Origin of the sequence: Roseibium sediminis (genome assembly GCF_008711325.1) — a bacterium.
GTDB lineage: Bacteria > Pseudomonadota > Alphaproteobacteria > Rhizobiales > Stappiaceae > Roseibium > Roseibium sediminis.
This window is the reverse complement of the sequence record NZ_VXDB01000004.1, coordinates 36073-51560: the sequence shown is the minus strand read 5'-3', so window position 1 is coordinate 51560 and position 15488 is coordinate 36073. Positions and strand designations below refer to the sequence as shown.

Below are 15488 nucleotides of genomic sequence, written 5' to 3'. Positions count from 1 at the left end.
CTGCGGAAAATCAGCTCCTTTTCCGAGTGTTTCGCATTGACGCTAGTCAAGGAAACATGGATTAATATGAATAATTGAATGTGTGGAGGACAACATGACGAAATCGGCTTCTGGGCTCCTCGACAGGCGCCGCTTCCTGCAAGGGGCAAGCGGGCTTGCGGCAGCCACGGTTTTTGGTGGCGGGCTTTCGCTGCCGCGCTCGGCGCGGGCTTCCTCCTCCAGCTTCGCATTGGGTGACGCGGAAATCACCGTTCTCAGCGACGGCACGTTGAGCTTGCCGATGAATTTCATCCTGCCCAACCAGAGCGAAGCGGACATCAAGGCGCTTCTGGAACCGCACGGCCTTGCCACCGACATGCTGCGCCCCGACTGCAATGTGACCTTGCTGCGAACCGGAGATCATCTCGCACTCTTCGATGTTGGGTCAGGTGCCAACTTCCAGTCTTCTGCAGGCCAGTTGCTGGCCAATCTTGAAGCTGCGGGTGTAGACCCGTCCGAGATCACGGATATCATCTTTACCCATGCTCACCCTGACCACCTTTGGGGGGTTCTGGACGAATTCGAAGACCCGCTGTTTTCAGAAGCCCAATACTGGGTTCCACAGGGCGAATGGGACTATTGGATGGCGCCTGACACGCTGGACACCATGCCGGACGAACGCAAGGCCTTCGTGGTGGGGGCCCAAAGCCGGTTTGAAGCCATTTCTGAGCAGGTGTCCATGATCACACCGGGAATGGAGGTCCTGCCCGGCGTGGAGGCCATGGACACTTCGGGCCACACACCTGGCCACATGTCCTACATGATCCACGGCGGCGGAGAGAGCGTGCTTGTTCTTGGTGACGCCATTTCGAATGCGGTCATATCCTTCGAAAAACCCGATTGGGCTTCGGGCACCGATCAGGATCAGGCCAAGGGCGTTGAAACGCGCAAGGCCCTTTTGGACCGGCTCGCTACGGATCGCTCGCGGATCATCGGCTACCACCTGCCCCACCCCGGACACGGGATTGCAGAACGCCATAACGGCGCATACCGCTTTGTCGCCAGCTGATAGAATATCAGCAATCATGTGAGACTTTTTTCGGCGGTCGGGACCTACTCGGCCGCCGACCTGTTTTCCGGGGCATTCAGTTGAAAAGCGGCTTTCAGCGACCCTTCAAGCAACCATGCCAACCCGAGGCGTGCGCCCATGGCGATAGAAAGAAGCACGATTGGAGCGGAGATGGCCATCGTGGAGAACCCACTGATCCCCTGCCCGATCGTACAGCCCATGGCCATGACACCGCCGACCCCCATCATCGTTCCGCCGAGAATGTGGCGCCCAAGCTCGCGGGCATCGTCGCAAGCTTCCCAGCGGATATCTCGTTTTCTGACAGCGGCGGCAACCGCGCCAAGCAGAACGCCGGCAATCAAGCCGACGCCGTAATCCGGCAGGACGCCCGTATAGGTGATCAGCTGCAGAATGGCGTCGCCGACCGGGACGACGAACGACCCGGCCTCGATCTGAACCGGATCCATCGCGGCGCGAGAGGCCCATGTTGTTGCCACCCAGCCAAATGTAATCGCGAGCCCGATGACAACTCCGGTCGCAATCCGTGCTCTATCGGCGCGAAACGAGGCTGAGGAGAAAATCCAACCAAAGCCGACAGCGGCGATGACACCGGCAACAAGCCAGGAAACGGAGGCGCCGACAGCCGCAGAAACGAGACTGCCCATCGACTGGTCCCTTGCGAAGCTGAGGTCCATTGCAAGATCATCGACCAAAGGCACGCGTATGACCCCAAGAATGCCGCGCTGTGTCGCCAATGCCGCCAGACCAATGACGGTCAGAACAACAAGCGCCCTGAGGCTTCCGCCTCCAAGACGGATAACAGCGCCGAAGCCGCATGTGCCAACCAGCGCCATGCCAAAACCGAACATGATCCCGCCAAGGATCGCGCCGGTCCACGGAAATGACGGAGAGAGGTAGAAGGACGCGGTGGTGTTCGCAAAACCGAGATGCACCAGCACCTGCGTAGCTGCAAGGGCTGTGAACGCAGCCAGCGCCCAGGTTCGAAGCCCCGAGCTGTCACCGGCATACCAATGCCGTTCCAAAGCTGACAGCGTGCAAAAATGGTTGGACCGCGCAAGATAACCGATCACCAGACCAGCGAGAATCCCGGCGAGCGGCAAGACATAAAGTGGATTGATCCAGTCCATTACAGTCGCGCGACCTCCCGAACACATCGCCCTGCCGCACGCATTGACAGGGGTAAATTCCGCAAGGGAGTCTAGCAAGCGCATCAAGGCCCGGCAAACGAACTCAATGCTGCAGCGCAATCAGCCCGTGAGCCTTCATGCGAGGCACGGCGCTATTCTGCGGCCTGCCGAACATCCTTGCAGAAAAGGTCATAAAGCGTGGCGACAATGGAACTGACTTCCTTGTTCTCCAGGCTGTAGTAGATCATCCGCCCTTCCCGGCGCGAGCGCACCAGACCCTCAAGCCGAAGCCGCGCGAGCTGCTGCGACACGGCGGCCTGCGGCATGGACAGGACTTCCTCCAGTTCGGACACAGACTTTTCGCCCTCCGACAACAGACAGAGGATCAGCAGGCGAACCTCGTGGGACAGCGCCTTCAACAGGTCACTGGCCTTTCGGGCCTGTTCGACGAGTGCATCAAACTCGTCCTGATCAATGTCCTTATTCAGCACTGGCAAGTTCATGAGATCTACCGGTGTATTCCCCTGGAAGCGTCCGCAAGCGGAACTATAACATTTTCGAAACTACAGGAACAGCTTGTCCCTCAGCCACCTGCTCCCGGCGCTTTTGGTGGAAGCTTTGCCAACATGTCCGCCAGCAGCGGCCAAAAGAAATGCTCCCCCGGATAGCCCCTGAGGCGCTCAACTTCCCGCCCGTTGTCGACAAGGATGAAAGTTGGCGTCATGCGCTCAGGGCGGACAGCTGCAAGGTCTTCGGGCCAGCCTTTGCTGATATCTACCCTGCGCAACGGGGCCAGCTTCCCCTCCTCCGTCTTGGGATAGGCGACGCCGATTTCACTGTTCCAGCGCTCGCACCAATGGCAGCCCGGCTGTTCCAGCATGAGCAGTTCGGCGGCTTGCACCGACGGCACAAACAGAATTGAAAGCAGGGCGAACGCCCAAACCCGCCAATGCCTCAGCCTTGATATCCTGCGCATTTCCACGCCCCTTCGAGCATTTCAAACTCTTTGATTGCAATATATAGCAGTTTTTGAATATTTATAAAGACACACCTTCGTGTGGGGCGTTCTGGGAGGAACGAAATGCTGGATGTTTCCATTTGGGCTGCGTTCGTTGCAGGACTGCTGTCCTTCGTTTCCCCCTGTGTGCTGCCAATCGTCCCACCCTATCTGTGTTATCTGGCAGGTGTCAGCGTCGAGGAACTCAAGGGTGAGACCGCGACCAAGGCAACCAGCCGCAGGGTTCTGCTATCCTCCATCGCCTTTGTCTTCGGATTTGCCGTTGTCTTCGTAGCGCTCGGCGCAACTGCAAGCATTGTCGGGAAGTCGATTGCCCAACATTTTGACACGCTTTCTATCATCGCAGGCGTGCTGATCATCGCAATGGGCCTGCATTTCCTCGGCATCTTTCGAATCGGCCTGCTCTATCGCGAAGCGCGTGTGCAAGTGGACAGCAAGCCTGCCGGATTGGTCGGCGCCTTTGTCATGGGCCTTGCCTTTGCCTTCGGCTGGACACCCTGTGTCGGGCCAGTGCTGGCAGCCATCCTGTTTGTCGCCGGATCCTCCGACACGATCTGGAACGGCGCAGGCCTCCTCTTCGTTTATGCACTCGGGCTCGGCATTCCCTTCATCCTTGCCGGGGCCTTTGCCGGTCGGTTTCTCAAATGGGCCGGCTCGTTCCGCAAGCATATGGGAACGGTGGAAAAGGTTATGGGCGGGTTTCTGATCCTCACCGGCATCCTTTTCATCACCGGACAGATGTCCGCCATTGCCTATTGGCTTCTCGATACATTCCCCGTGTTCAGTCAGGTCGGCTAGGCCGCCGGAAGGAAGAGAATCATGTTGAAGACGCTTGCCCGGATTGCCCTCGTTGTATTTGTCGGGACCGCTCCCGCCCTTGCAGCCACCGTCGGCGAAGACGGTCTGCACAAGCAGGACTGGTTCACGATCACTTTCAAGGACATCGCAGAAGATATTGCAACCGCATCAGAAAACGGAAAGCGCCTCGCGCTCGTCTTTGAACAGCGCGGCTGCATTTACTGCGCCAAGATGCACGAAACCGTGCTGTCTGATCCGGAAGTCGCCGACTACATCAAGGCGAATTTCATGGTGGTCCAGTACAACATGTTCGGCGACGAGGAAGTGATCGATCTGGACGGCGAGGAGCTGACGGAGAAAACCGCTGCCCGCAAATGGGGCTTCGTTTTCACGCCGACGATTGTCTTCCTGCCGGATGAGATTCCTGAAGGCCAGACGGTTGCTCAGGCCGCCGTCGCCACCATGCCCGGTTCTTTCGGAAAATGGACATTCCTCAACATGTTCAAGTGGGTGCAGGAGAAAGGCTACGAGGGCGACGAGCACTTCCAGAAGTATCATGCCCGCATCATCAACCAGCTGCGCGAAGAGGGGAAACTGGCATCTGAGTGAGCGTAATTGCTACGTCTTTCGACTGAGCCGGAGAAAGGACCTCGACAACACATTCAAAATTTCATATCTTTCTATATGAGGAGAGTGCCGGAGACGAAAAACCGGCATTGGAACGGAGGAACGTCCGTTTTGAGGAGGAAAACCGACACAATGACCAAGAGCCTGATCTATTCGCTCGCCGTCGCGACGATGGCGCTGGGAGGCACCGCCCTTGCGGAAACCATTGCCCCTGACGCTGTCGAAATCGTCGACATGGAGGTCAATGCCTCCATCACCGGAAGCGCGGGAAACGCCACAGATGGTCGCGATGCTTTTGCTGATCGCAAGAAAGGCAACTGCCTCGCCTGCCACGCCAACAGCGACCTGAAGGAACAGCTTTTCCACGGTGAAGTCGGCCCGTCTCTGGATGGTGCAGCTGACCGTTGGAACGAAGCCCAGCTGCGCGCAATCGTGATTGACAGCAAGCAGGTTTTTGGTGAGCAGACGGTGATGCCGGGCTTTTACAGCCTGAACGTTGGCATCAATGTCGCCGAGGACTTCAAGGGCACGACGATCCTGACTGCTGAGGAAGTGGAAGACGTTGTCGCCTATCTGATGACTTTGAAAGACAACTAAGGCCCAAAGGAGTTAGGGATGACCCTCACAAGACGCCAAGCGCTCGGCCTCTCCGCAGGCGCAGCAGCTTTCCTGGCCTTCGGCACCAAGGCTGGCCTTGCCGCCAGCGATGCGACCGAGGCCGCCATCAAGGCATTTACAGGTGGTGCCATGCCGGGAAGCGGCAAGGTGAGCCTGGATACGCCTGAAATCGCCGAAAACGGCAACACTGTTCCAGTCGGCGTATCGGTCGACAGCCCCATGACCGCCGACAACTACGTTGTTGCCGTCATGATCCTGGCGGACGGCAATCCGAATCCGGCAGTTGCCACATTCAACTTCAGCACCATGAGCGGGTCCGCTGAGGCCAAGACGCGCATTCGTCTTGCCAAGACGCAAAACGTCATCGCTGTCGCCAAAATGAGCGACGGTTCAACCTATATGGACACCAAGGAAGTCAAGGTCACCATTGGCGGCTGCGGCGGCTAAGAGACGAGACCGGACAAGAAGGAAACGCAATCATGGCAGCTCCAAAACCGCGCGTAAAAGTCCCCAAAAAGGCGTCCAAGGGTGAAGTCATCACCATCAAGACGCTGATCAGCCACCCGATGGAATCCGGGCAGCGCAAGGACAAAGAGGGCAACCTCATTCCGCGCCAGATCATCAACAAGTTCACATGCGAGTTCAACGGTCAGACCGTCTTCTCATGTGACATGGACCCAGCCGTTTCGGCGAACCCCTACATGGAGTTTTCCGCAAAGGTCGAAGAGTCCGGAACCTTCAAGTTCACCTGGGTGGACGATGACGGGTCGGTCTACGAGACCGAAAACGAAATCGCGGTCAGCTAACGGCCAGTTGGCGGGTCTTGCGCCCGCCATTTTCTCAAATCGGGAGGAGACGATTTGATCAAGATGAGAACACTGACAGCCGTTATGTCCGGTCTGCTTGCAGCAACAGCCGCAACAGCCGTCCTTGCGGGAGGACCCGTCGATGAGGCGCTGATCATCGATGGTGAAACTGAAATCACGACACGTACCGCCGCCCCGGAAGGCCATCCTTTTGATGAACTCATTTCGGGATGGCATTACCGGACGGATGAAACACGCGCCTTGCAGGCTGACAGCTTCCAAAACCCCGGCATGCTCTATGTAGAGCGCGGCGAGGAAATCTGGAACACGGCCGACGGGGCTGCGGGCAAGTCCTGTGCGGACTGTCACGGAGATGCATCTGAAAGCATGAAAGGCGTGGGTGCTGCCTATCCGAAGTGGGATGCGGCCTCCAATCGACCGGTCAATATCGAACTTCAGATCGATGCCTGCCGCAAAAACAACATGCAGGCAGAGCCTTACAAGTTCGATGCTGCTGATCAGAAGGCCCTGACAACCTACATCCGGCACCAGTCGCAAGGCATGCCGGTTGGCATTGATCTCAGTCAGGGGGAAATGCAGTCCTGGTGGGATAACGGCAAGGACCTCTATTACACACGGACCGGTCAGCTGAACCTGTCCTGCGCCAATTGCCATGAAGAAAACAATGGCAACTACATTCGCGCAGACCATCTCAGCCAGGGCAACGTCAACGGTTTCCCGACCTACCGTCTGAAGCAGAGTGAAATGGTGTCGCTGCATAACCGCTTCCGCGGCTGCATTCGTGACACTCGCGCAGAATTCCCGGCAGCCTTCTCTGACGAGCTGATGGCTCTGGAAGTCTACGTGACCTGGCGCGGTACCGGCCTTGCGGTGGAAACACCGGCAGTGCGCCAGTAATCAGCTTATCGGCCCATGGGCCGGTATCGGTGCGGCGGCATGTCCGCCGCACCATAAAACCGGGCAAGATTGCCCACCAAGTAATTGAATTTTTATCGGTATCTTGATCCGGGCGCGGAGAATGCTTCAGCGTCAAAGGGTGAGTTGTGCCTGACCTCCCATGTCGTCTGAAGGCACGCCGATTGACCGGAGGCTTGAATGTTTTCAAGACGCGAATTCCTGATGGCTGCTACGGCGACCAGCGCGCTTTTAGGGTCCGGCATGGCCGGAAACTGGTCCCGGCTTCTTGCCCAGCAGGGATTGACCGAGGACCTTCTGCTCGGCATGCAGCCGAAGGGCAACCTCACGCTTGTCCACATCACGGACATTCACGCGCAGCTCAAGCCGATCTATTTCCGCGAGCCCTCGATCAATCTCGGCATAGGAGATGTTGAAGGCAAACCGCCTCACGTGACTGGGGCCGACTTCCTCAAGCTCTACAACATCCAGCCCGGCTCGCCAGACGCCTATGCCCTCACCTCGGACGACTTCGTCAATCTGGCGAAGTCCTATGGCCGATTTGGCGGCCTGGACCGGGTGGCGACCGTGATCAAGCGTATTCGCGCCGAACGCGGCGAAGAGAACGTGCTGCTGCTGGACGGCGGAGATACGTGGCAGGGCAGCTACACCTCGAATATCACTGAAGGTCAGGACATGATCACGGTGATGAACGCCCTCAACCCCGATGCGATGACCGGGCACTGGGAGTTCACCTATGGCGAGGACCGGGTCAAGGAGGTGATCGAGTCCTTGCCCTTCTCGTTCCTCGGCTCCAACATTTATGACAGCGAGTGGGACGAGCCCGCTTTCGAACCCTGGAAGATGTTTGAACGCGGTGGCTCCAAGGTCGCCGTCATCGGACAGGCTTTCCCCTATACTCCGATTGCCAATCCGCGCTGGATGATCCCCGGCTGGTCCTTTGGCATTCGCGAGGAAGACATTGCGACCCATGTCGAGGACGCGCGCTCGGAAGGCGCGGATGTTGTGGTCCTCCTCTCCCACAATGGTTTCGACGTGGATCGCAAGCTCGCCTCCCGGGTGGACGGGATCGATGTGATCCTGACCGGGCACACGCATGACGCCCTGCCCGAGCCGGTGATCATCAACAACACGCTGGTGATCGCTTCCGGTTCGAACGGCAAGTTCGTCTCGCGTGTCGATCTGGATGTGCAGGATGGAAAGATTGCCGGTTACGGCTATCGCCTTATCCCGATATTCTCCGACGTGATCACGCCCGATCCGGAGATGGCGGCACTGATTGATGAAGTCCGCGCGCCCTATGAGGCGGAACTTGGCCGCAAGCTGGGCACGACGGAAAGCCTGCTTTATCGGCGTGGCAACTTCAACGGTACCTTCGATGACCTGATCTGTCAGGCGCTTCTGGAAGAGCGGGACGCGCAGATTGCCCTGTCACCGGGCTTCAGATGGGGCACCTCGCTCCTGCCCGGTCAGGACATCACCTTCGAAGACCTGCACAATGCCTGCGCCATGACCTATCCGGCGGCCTATCGCTCGACCATGACCGGCCAGATGCTCAAGGACATCCTGGAAGACGTTGGCGACAACCTCTTCAACAAGGACCCCTATTACCAGCAGGGCGGCGACATGGTTCGCGTCGGTGGCATGGGCTACACGATCGCGCCCAACAAGGACATTGGCGAGCGCATCACCGACATGACGCTGCTTGCAACCGGCGAAGCCATTGACCCGGCAAAGGACTATGTCGTTGCAGGCTGGGCCTCGGTCAACGAGGGCACGGAAGGCCCGGCCATCTGGGACGTCGTCGAAAGCCATATCACCAAGAACCCGACTGTAAAGCTTCCGGACAATCAGTCCGTGAAGGTGGTCGGCATCTGAATTTAAGAAGACCTGAGGACACATTCATGACTGAGACAAAGGACAAGGGATCTCCCTCCCTCTCCCGGCGGTCGCTTCTCAAGGCCGGTCTTGCCACAGGTGGGGCTGCTGTTGCCGGTGTTGCTGCGTCGGGAGCCCGTGCAGAAGGCGACCCGCTGATCACCGAGATTCAGGACTGGAACCGGTATCTTGGTGACGGCGTTGATGCAGCTCCCTATGGCCTGCCGTCGGAATTCGAGGCGGATGTTGTTCGCCGCAACGTTCCGTGGCTGACAGCTGATGCCGTATCGTCCATCAACTTCACGCCCTTGCACGAACTGGACGGGATCATCACCCCGAACGGGCTGTGCTTTGAACGCCACCATGGCGGCGTTGCCCAGATCCGTCCGCAGGATCATCGGCTGATGATCAATGGTCTAGTGGACACACCCCTCGTCTTCACCATGGAGGATCTCAAGCGCTTCCCGCGTGAGAACCATGTCTATTTCCTTGAATGCGCGGCCAATGGTGGCATGGAGTGGCGTGGGTCCCAGCTCAATGGCTGCCAGTTCACCCACGGCATGGTCCACAACGTCATGTATACCGGCGTCAAGCTGAAGACATTGCTGGAAGAAGCTGGCGTCAAGACCAACGGCAAGTGGGTCATGCCTGAAGGGGCGGATGCCTCGGCCATGACCCGATCCATCCCGATGGAAAAGGCGCTGGATGACTGTCTGGTCGCGTGGAAAATGAACGGCGAAGCGCTGCGCCCCGAACAGGGCTACCCGCTTCGCCTCGCCGTCCCCGGCTGGGAAGGCAACATGTGGGTCAAGTGGCTGCGCCGTCTCGAAGTGGGCGACGAGCCGTGGCATCACCGCGAGGAAACCTCGAAATACACGGACCTTCTGGCAAACGGCAAGGCTAGGCGCTTTACTTGGGTCATGGATCCGAAGTCCGTCATCACTTCCCCCAGCCCGCAAATGCCGATTTCTCACGGCGAGGGCCCGATGGTGATTTCCGGTCTCGCGTGGTCCGGCAATGGCCGCATCACCCGTGTGGACGTTTCTCTGGATGGCGGGAGGAACTGGAAGACGGCCCGCCTCGACGGCCCGAGCCTCTCCAAGTCCCTGCACCGGTTCTATCTCGACATCGACTGGGACGGTTCTGAAATGCTGCTCCAGTCACGTGCGATGGACGAACACGGTTTCTATCAGCCAACCAAGAATGAACTTCGCGCCGCTCGCGGGGAGAATTCGATCTACCACAACAACGGCATCCAGACTTGGTATGTCCAAAAGAACGGGGCGGTTGAAAATGTCGAAGTTGGTTAAGTCTCTCGCCCTTTCTGCCGCCGTTTTCACCACAGGCCTGATGGTCGGTGCAGCTCAGGCCGGCGATGCAGATGCCGGCGAAAAGGTCTTCAAGAAATGCAAGGCCTGCCACGCCGTCGGAGACGGCGCGACGAACAAGGCCGGGCCGCAGCTGAACGACGTCATTGGGCGTACCGCCGGGACAGTGGATGGTTTCAAGTATTCCAAAGGCATGATCGAGGCTGGCGAAGGCGGCATGGTCTGGGATGAAGCCACCATGACTGCCTTCCTGATCAAGCCGAAAGATGTGGTCAAAGGCACAAAAATGGCCTTTGCAGGCCTCAAGAAGGATGAGGATCTGGAGAATGTAATCGCGTATCTGGCGACCTTCTCTTCCTCTGCTCCCGCTGACAGTTCGCAGGCTCCTGCGGAGCCGGCACCGGCGCAGACTGCCGAGGCTGCAGCAACACCTGATGCGGCCTCCTCTTCCTCACTGCGCGAAAGCGGCATCTTCAAGCTTGGCCGCGTTGCCACGCAGGATGAAATCGCCGCCTGGGACATTGACGTTCGTCCGGACGGTCAGGGTCTTCCGGAAGGATCGGGCAGCGTTGCCGATGGCGAAGTGCTGTTTGCCGACAACTGCGCGGTTTGTCATGGAGACTTTGGCGAGGGCGTCGGACGCTGGCCGGTTCTGGCAGGTGGGCACGACTCGCTGAAGGACGACCGCCCGGAAAAGACGATTGGGTCCTATTGGCCGTATCTCTCCACGGTATACGACTATGTTCGCCGCGCAATGCCCTTCGGCAATGCCCGCTCCATGTCCGATGATGATGTTTACGCGCTGACCGCCTATCTCCTCTATCTCAATGACGTGGTGACGGATGAGGAGTTCGTGCTGTCCAAGGAGAACTTCCTTGAAGTTCGTCTTCCCAATGAGGAAAACTTCTTCATGGATGACCGCTCCGAGGAACCTCACTACGCATCGAAGTCCGAGCCCTGCATGACAAACTGCAAGGCAGATGAGGTGAAAATCACCATGCGTGCGCGGGTTCTGGATGTGACCCCGGAAGATGGCGGCGATGACGATGCAGGTGTTGGCGCGGTCGACTAGACGCGCCTCGGCATCCACACCTTAGCAAATCTATCCGTATTTACACGTGTGGCCAGCGGCGATACACCCTCAGCCTTCGTCCTTAGATCAGCATCGGGCGCTTCCAACAAAACGCCCGATGCTCTAGCCGAGCCAGACCACGGGAGAACGATGGAATGCGCCTTCAGATTTATACTCAGGCAATCTGGCGGCCGCGCGTCCCTTCCTCCAACCGTGTGCGCTCTTCATTCCCGCAAACAACACGCGCGTTGATCTTTGCCGGACTGACTGCAATTGGCGCCCTCACTTCCGGCTCCACCTTCGCGGGTGATATCCAGCAAGGCGAAAAGCTCTACAAGGCCTGCAAGGCCTGCCACCAGATAGGCGAAGGCGCCCGTAATGGTGTTGGACCGCATCTTGATGGCCTGTTCGGGCGTGTGGCCGGATCAATCGACGGCTTCAAGTATTCCAACGCCATGAAGGCAAAGGGAGAAGACGGGCTTGTCTGGGATGAGGCAAGTCTGGATCAATATCTCGCCAAGCCCCGCGCCTTCGTACCCGGCACACGCATGTCCTATCTCGGCATGAAGAAGCCGGAAGACCGGACCGCGATAATTGCCTACCTCAAGGCGCAATCCGTCGCCGCCCCCTCTGTCGACCCGACCGCTGCAGCTCCCGCCCGAGCGGAAATTGGCTCGGCGGCCATGCAGATCGAGGGCGATGCGGAATATGGGGAATACCTGTCATCGGAATGTGTGACCTGTCATCAGTTGTCAGGCCATGCGGACGGCATTCCGTCGATTGTCGGCTGGCCGAACGAGGCCTTCATCCGTGCCCTGTTCGAATACAAATCCAACATACGGACCAATCAGGTCATGCAGAACATGACCCTCAACCTCGGAAACGAGGAGATCGCCGCTCTGGCTGCCTATTTCGGTTCCCTTGATCCCAAGTAACGGGTAAGGAGAGAAAAACGCAGCCAAGGTTTTAGAAGGAAGGAAGCAAATAATGCCAAACTTGACCCGTCGCAGTTTCGGTTTGCTGGCAGGCGCAGGTGTCGCCTCACTCGCAATGCCGTTCTATGCTCGTGCACAAGGCAAGCCCCGCGCCGTGGTGATCGGCGGCGGTGCCGGTGGTGCGACCGCAGCTCGTTATATTGCCAAGGACAGCGGCGGCGACATTGATGTCACGCTGATCGAAGCCAACCCGACTTACACGACCTGCTTCTTTTCGAACCTTTATCTGGGCGGCTACCGCACATTTGAATCCATCACGCACAGCTATGACAAGCTGGCCTCGAACTATGGCATCACCGTCATCAACGGCATGGCCATGATGGTGGATCGCGATGCCAAGGTTGTCGTGATGGCCGACGGCTCCAAGGTGCCTTATGATCGCCTGATCGTGTCTCCGGGCATCGATCTGATCTATGACAGCGTTCCGGGCTATTCCGCAGAAGCTGCCGAGATCATGCCCCACTCCTGGAAAGCGGGCGCGCAGACACAGCTGCTCAAGGCCAAGCTGGATGCGCTGGAAAACGGCCAGAACGTCGTTATGGTCGCACCGCCGAACCCGTATCGCTGCCCTCCTGGACCTTACGAGCGCGTCTCCATGTTCGCGCATGTCTTCAAGGAAAAGGGCTTCACCGACAGCAAGATCATCATCATCGACCCGAAGGAGAAGTTCTCCAAGCAGGCTCTCTTCCAGGAAGGTTGGGCGAAATACTATCCGGGCATGGTCGAGTGGTACGGCCCGGACGTCCATGGCGGTCTGGTGAAAGTCGATCCGGCAACCGGCGAAGTCGAAACCGATCTGGACACGTTCAAGGGCGACCTCGTGAACGTCATTCCGGCACAAAAGGCAGGCATGATCGCCGAAAAGGCCGGCCTGACCAACGAAACCGGCTTCTGCCCGATCGACCCGGCCTCCATGCGTTCCAAGGCCGACGACACCGTCTTCGTCATCGGTGACGCCTGTATCGCGGGCGACATGCCGAAGTCCGGCTTCTCGGCCAACAGTCAGGCCAAGGTTGCCGCCATGGCAATTCGTGGTGACCTCACCGGATCCCGCGTCTTCCCGGCGAAATACTCCAACACCTGCTGGAGCCTTATCGAGACCAATGACGGCGTGAAGGTTGGCGCACAATACGCCCCGACCGAAGAAAAGATCGCCTCAACGTCCACCTTCATCAGCCAGACCGGCGAAGACGCAGCCCTGCGCCAGCAGACCTACGAAGAATCCGTCGGCTGGTACAACGGCATCACCGCCGATATCTTCGGATCGTGATCCTCGCGACCTGCTCTTGAAACAACGCATCAACGCCCGGTTCCAACCGGGCGTTTTTGTTTGCTGACAAGGCTTGGCGCTTTTTCTTTCGTCATGCTCGGGCCTGTCCCGTGCATCTACAAGGCCTTGAATTCATTAGATCCTCGGCACAAGGCCGAGGATGACGGCAGAGGGGCATGGGTTTGTCATCAACCTTACGCCCGGTTCCGACCGGGCGTTTTTTGTTTTCCGGTTCTCAGATTTTTTCAAGTCGAGTCAGGATATCCTCCAACACAGTCTCAATGGATGCCTGCACTTCGACATTGCAATATCGCTGAACCCTGAAGCCGAGACTTTCCAGAATGAGTGTCCGGTGCTGGTCAGATGCCTCGCGCATGCCGTGCCCTGATCCATCAAGTTCCACGATCAACTTAGCGTCCAAGGAAACAAAATCGACTACAAACCGATCGATTGGATGTTGGCGACGAAACTTCCAACCATTCAGGCGACGGTTTCTCAGACGAGACCAGAGCAGACGTTCGGCTTCCGTTTGACGTCGCCTAAGAGCACGTGCACGGGCTACAGACATCCCATCCCCTCACCCGGCGCCTTGCGCCGACCTCTCCCCATGGGAGAGGTGACCTCCGCCTCTACATTTGACCCTCCATGGAATGCTATCGGAGAAAGTGGGGGGCGATAGCGTGAAAAATTCAGAAGACCATCAATTCGTGATCTCGCGGCAAATTCTATTCAGCTCTCCTCGCGCACCAATTTCTCCAGATGGGGCAGGTTTTCAGAACCATGCCCCGCATGGGCAACACCAAAACGCATAATGAGCGGGAGTCTGTTCTTATTGCCGAAATGAAGAGGAATAGCTGAAAGGCCTCTCCGGCCTTGCTACATTCGAATTGCTTTCCCATCTCGAACAGGGGCTGTTCACTCAAAATCAGGCCACGTGCTCGATCCAGTCCCCTCTCCCGTTGGGAGAGGGTTAGGGAGAGGGACAGAGATTTTTAGATACACCTCAAGCCGCCGAGGTCAGGCGGTTGGTTGACAAGAGCACGGCCTGACCTGTGCGGGCGGATTCCTGGGCGGCGAGGCCCATGGAGACAGACTTGCGGCCGTCCTCGAGACTGACTTCCGGAGACGCATGATGCCGGACAAATCGAGACCGAAAAGTGCATCATACTCCGTTGACAGCACGCATTACTTGTGCTTTTTGCAAACTACAACTCTCAACGCATTAAATGAAGTGCTTTTTGCTTCATGCAATGCCGCATTAATGAGAGGACCTATTGACTTGAGGCGATTTAACAGATGAATCACAAGAAGCTACAGGAAGCCCGCGTTAAAGAGGGTTACGAAACCGCAACGGATGCAGCCCGCGCTATGGGTATCCCAATCCAGACATATATCAGCCATGAGAACGGCGACCGGAGCCCACGCCTGCACTCAGCAAGGCGTTACGCTGATTTTTTTAACGTTGATTATGCGTGGTTGTTGTCAGAGGACGACGACGTGCCCACCACAAAAGCCACAACGCATTCAAACAGCAAAGCAGGAGATACAGGAAAAGCCGTCGGTTATGATCCCGAGCTTTGGGAAGCGGCGGAAAAGGAGGCCCGCGATATAGAGGAAGAGTTGGAAAACGGCGGATATATGCCGTCTGATAGGTTCACCCACCTGCTAAAGAGCACCTACAAACATATGGCAATCAGACGCAAATAACGCGAAACACACTGATATTAGGCGAGTTTCTGAAGCTAACAGCTCAAATAGCAAGAAACGCAGAAAGCTGACACTCAATGTGGTATTTGCGTAGCCAGCCTTCTCCTCCAGATAGCTGAAGCGTCTTTTAGTCCATAATTGTGGTTGCTTTTACTAAAATATTTGCCTCCGCACCCGATCCAGTCCCCTCTCCCGTTGGGAGAGGGTTAGGGTGAGGGACAGAGATTTTAAGGTACGCC

Annotated in this window: 17 protein-coding genes; 13 read left to right on the top strand and 4 right to left on the bottom strand. The window is 57.6% G+C overall.

Annotated elements, in window-relative coordinates:
* Positions 1 to 94 precede the first annotated feature (94 nt).
* Positions 95 to 1048, top strand: coding sequence for an MBL fold metallo-hydrolase (locus tag F0155_RS05190; RefSeq protein ID WP_150523427.1), 954 nt, complete (start codon positions 95 to 97; stop codon positions 1046 to 1048).
* A 44-nt stretch (positions 1049 to 1092) separates the two neighbouring features.
* Here F0155_RS05190 and F0155_RS05185 read toward each other — a convergent pair whose 3' ends face one another.
* The 3 genes from F0155_RS05185 to F0155_RS05175 all read right to left on the bottom strand — a co-directional run bounded on the left by F0155_RS05185 (position 1093) and on the right by F0155_RS05175 (position 3172).
* Positions 1093 to 2196, bottom strand: a complete 1104-nt coding sequence (locus tag F0155_RS05185; protein WP_150523426.1) for a YeeE/YedE family protein — start codon at positions 2194 to 2196, stop codon at positions 1093 to 1095.
* 152 nt (positions 2197 to 2348) lie between these two features.
* A complete protein-coding gene (locus tag F0155_RS05180; RefSeq protein WP_150523425.1) occupies positions 2349 to 2699 on the bottom strand; it encodes an ArsR/SmtB family transcription factor in 351 nt (116 codons plus the stop codon).
* Positions 2700 to 2779: 80 nt separating this feature from the next.
* Positions 2780 to 3172, bottom strand: a complete 393-nt coding sequence (locus F0155_RS05175) for a transcriptional regulator (protein WP_150523424.1) — start codon at positions 3170 to 3172, stop codon at positions 2780 to 2782.
* Positions 3173 to 3277: 105 nt separating this feature from the next.
* On the opposite strand from F0155_RS05175, the gene F0155_RS05170 reads away from it, so the two are divergent.
* From F0155_RS05170 to F0155_RS05120, 11 genes are all read left to right on the top strand, one after another.
* Entirely contained in the window at positions 3278 to 4012 is a 735-nt protein-coding gene (locus tag F0155_RS05170; protein WP_150523423.1) for a cytochrome c biogenesis CcdA family protein, read from the top strand.
* 21 nt (positions 4013 to 4033) lie between these two features.
* Complete coding sequence (locus F0155_RS05165; RefSeq protein ID WP_150523422.1) at positions 4034 to 4621, top strand: thioredoxin family protein; 588 nt, start codon at positions 4034 to 4036, stop codon at positions 4619 to 4621.
* A gap of 150 nt (positions 4622 to 4771) precedes the next feature.
* Positions 4772 to 5236 (top strand): sulfur oxidation c-type cytochrome SoxX, encoded by a 465-nt coding sequence (gene soxX, locus F0155_RS05160; RefSeq protein ID WP_150523421.1) that lies wholly within the window; start codon positions 4772 to 4774, stop codon positions 5234 to 5236.
* Between the two features lie 18 nt (positions 5237 to 5254).
* Positions 5255 to 5704 (top strand): thiosulfate oxidation carrier protein SoxY, encoded by a 450-nt coding sequence (gene soxY / locus F0155_RS05155; RefSeq protein ID WP_150523420.1) that lies wholly within the window; start codon positions 5255 to 5257, stop codon positions 5702 to 5704.
* A gap of 32 nt (positions 5705 to 5736) precedes the next feature.
* Positions 5737 to 6063 (top strand): thiosulfate oxidation carrier complex protein SoxZ, encoded by a 327-nt coding sequence (soxZ, locus tag F0155_RS05150; protein WP_150523419.1) that lies wholly within the window; start codon positions 5737 to 5739, stop codon positions 6061 to 6063.
* Between the two features lie 63 nt (positions 6064 to 6126).
* The gene (gene soxA / locus F0155_RS05145) at positions 6127 to 6981 is read left to right on the top strand and encodes a sulfur oxidation c-type cytochrome SoxA (RefSeq protein WP_150523602.1); all 855 of its coding nucleotides are present in this window, start codon (positions 6127 to 6129) and stop codon (positions 6979 to 6981) included.
* A gap of 198 nt (positions 6982 to 7179) precedes the next feature.
* On the top strand, positions 7180 to 8877 hold the full coding sequence (gene soxB, locus F0155_RS05140; RefSeq protein ID WP_150523418.1) for a thiosulfohydrolase SoxB: 1698 nt from the start codon (positions 7180 to 7182) through the stop codon (positions 8875 to 8877).
* A 26-nt stretch (positions 8878 to 8903) separates the two neighbouring features.
* Positions 8904 to 10187 (top strand): sulfite dehydrogenase, encoded by a 1284-nt coding sequence (gene soxC / locus F0155_RS05135; RefSeq protein ID WP_150523417.1) that lies wholly within the window; start codon positions 8904 to 8906, stop codon positions 10185 to 10187.
* Positions 10171 to 11277, top strand: a complete 1107-nt coding sequence (locus F0155_RS05130; RefSeq protein ID WP_150523416.1) for a c-type cytochrome — start codon at positions 10171 to 10173, stop codon at positions 11275 to 11277. The genes soxC and F0155_RS05130 overlap by 17 nt, the downstream gene beginning before the upstream one ends.
* Before the next feature lie 155 nt (positions 11278 to 11432).
* Positions 11433 to 12212, top strand: coding sequence for a c-type cytochrome (locus F0155_RS05125; protein ID WP_150523415.1), 780 nt, complete (start codon positions 11433 to 11435; stop codon positions 12210 to 12212).
* Between the two features lie 52 nt (positions 12213 to 12264).
* Positions 12265 to 13542, top strand: a complete 1278-nt coding sequence (locus tag F0155_RS05120) for an NAD(P)/FAD-dependent oxidoreductase (protein WP_150523414.1) — start codon at positions 12265 to 12267, stop codon at positions 13540 to 13542.
* 235 nt (positions 13543 to 13777) lie between these two features.
* On the opposite strand, the gene F0155_RS05115 is transcribed toward F0155_RS05120, so the two are convergent.
* Positions 13778 to 14110, bottom strand: a complete 333-nt coding sequence (locus F0155_RS05115) for an endonuclease domain-containing protein (RefSeq protein WP_150523413.1) — start codon at positions 14108 to 14110, stop codon at positions 13778 to 13780.
* Positions 14111 to 14838: 728 nt separating this feature from the next.
* Between F0155_RS05115 and F0155_RS05105 the strand changes: the two genes are divergently transcribed.
* Entirely contained in the window at positions 14839 to 15249 is a 411-nt protein-coding gene (locus tag F0155_RS05105) for a helix-turn-helix transcriptional regulator (protein WP_150523412.1), read from the top strand.
* Positions 15250 to 15488 lie beyond the last annotated feature (239 nt).

Excerpts from the sequence above, each read along its gene's own strand:
- F0155_RS05190 (WP_150523427.1), top strand. The coding sequence starts at position 95 with ATGACGAAATCGGCTTCTGGGCTCCTCGACAGGCGCCGCTTCCTGCAA.
- F0155_RS05185 (WP_150523426.1), bottom strand. The coding sequence starts at position 2,196 with ATGGACTGGATCAATCCACTTTATGTCTTGCCGCTCGCCGGGATTCTC.
- F0155_RS05180 (WP_150523425.1), bottom strand. The coding sequence starts at position 2,699 with ATGAACTTGCCAGTGCTGAATAAGGACATTGATCAGGACGAGTTTGAT.
- F0155_RS05175 (WP_150523424.1), bottom strand. The coding sequence starts at position 3,172 with ATGCGCAGGATATCAAGGCTGAGGCATTGGCGGGTTTGGGCGTTCGCC.
- F0155_RS05170 (WP_150523423.1), top strand. The coding sequence starts at position 3,278 with ATGCTGGATGTTTCCATTTGGGCTGCGTTCGTTGCAGGACTGCTGTCC.
- F0155_RS05165 (WP_150523422.1), top strand. The coding sequence starts at position 4,034 with ATGTTGAAGACGCTTGCCCGGATTGCCCTCGTTGTATTTGTCGGGACC.
- soxX (WP_150523421.1), top strand. The coding sequence starts at position 4,772 with ATGACCAAGAGCCTGATCTATTCGCTCGCCGTCGCGACGATGGCGCTG.
- soxY (WP_150523420.1), top strand. The coding sequence starts at position 5,255 with ATGACCCTCACAAGACGCCAAGCGCTCGGCCTCTCCGCAGGCGCAGCA.
- soxZ (WP_150523419.1), top strand. The coding sequence starts at position 5,737 with ATGGCAGCTCCAAAACCGCGCGTAAAAGTCCCCAAAAAGGCGTCCAAG.
- soxA (WP_150523602.1), top strand. The coding sequence starts at position 6,127 with ATGAGAACACTGACAGCCGTTATGTCCGGTCTGCTTGCAGCAACAGCC.
- soxB (WP_150523418.1), top strand. The coding sequence starts at position 7,180 with ATGTTTTCAAGACGCGAATTCCTGATGGCTGCTACGGCGACCAGCGCG.
- soxC (WP_150523417.1), top strand. The coding sequence starts at position 8,904 with ATGACTGAGACAAAGGACAAGGGATCTCCCTCCCTCTCCCGGCGGTCG.
- F0155_RS05130 (WP_150523416.1), top strand. The coding sequence starts at position 10,171 with ATGTCGAAGTTGGTTAAGTCTCTCGCCCTTTCTGCCGCCGTTTTCACC.
- F0155_RS05125 (WP_150523415.1), top strand. The coding sequence starts at position 11,433 with ATGCGCCTTCAGATTTATACTCAGGCAATCTGGCGGCCGCGCGTCCCT.
- F0155_RS05120 (WP_150523414.1), top strand. The coding sequence starts at position 12,265 with ATGCCAAACTTGACCCGTCGCAGTTTCGGTTTGCTGGCAGGCGCAGGT.
- F0155_RS05115 (WP_150523413.1), bottom strand. The coding sequence starts at position 14,110 with ATGTCTGTAGCCCGTGCACGTGCTCTTAGGCGACGTCAAACGGAAGCC.
- F0155_RS05105 (WP_150523412.1), top strand. The coding sequence starts at position 14,839 with ATGAATCACAAGAAGCTACAGGAAGCCCGCGTTAAAGAGGGTTACGAA.